The following is a 238-nucleotide window of genomic DNA, read 5'->3' as shown; positions in this document are numbered from 1 at the left end:
GCCCATCAGAGCCTTGATGTCGAGAGCAAGGCTCCGGGCGGGCATGCGATAGCCCTGGCCGCCCACTTGCCTCGCCTCGTTCACGAGAATTGGCTTCAGACCCGCTTCGACCAGAATGGATGCTGCTCGGATGCCTGCCGGCCCGCCGCCGACGATCACGACATTAGCCATTGGCGCCAGCTTTCCGATGATCGGTCCAGACGATCATGTCACTGGCTGCGGGGGTGGTACAGGCTCG

General features: G+C 63.4%; 1 protein-coding gene. It reads right to left on the bottom strand.

Annotated elements, in window-relative coordinates:
• Positions 1-171 (bottom strand): FAD-dependent oxidoreductase (locus tag KBI52_RS00110; RefSeq protein WP_210804712.1); only part of this gene is annotated, 171 nt, incomplete at its 3' end.
• Between the last annotated feature and the right edge of the window lie 67 nt (positions 172-238).

This window comes from Microvirga sp. HBU67558, assembly GCF_018069605.1.
GTDB classification, from domain to species: Bacteria; Pseudomonadota; Alphaproteobacteria; order Rhizobiales; family Beijerinckiaceae; genus Microvirga; species Microvirga terrae.
Note: the sequence above shows the minus strand (reverse complement) of the source record. Positions and strands in the feature narration are given on the sequence as shown.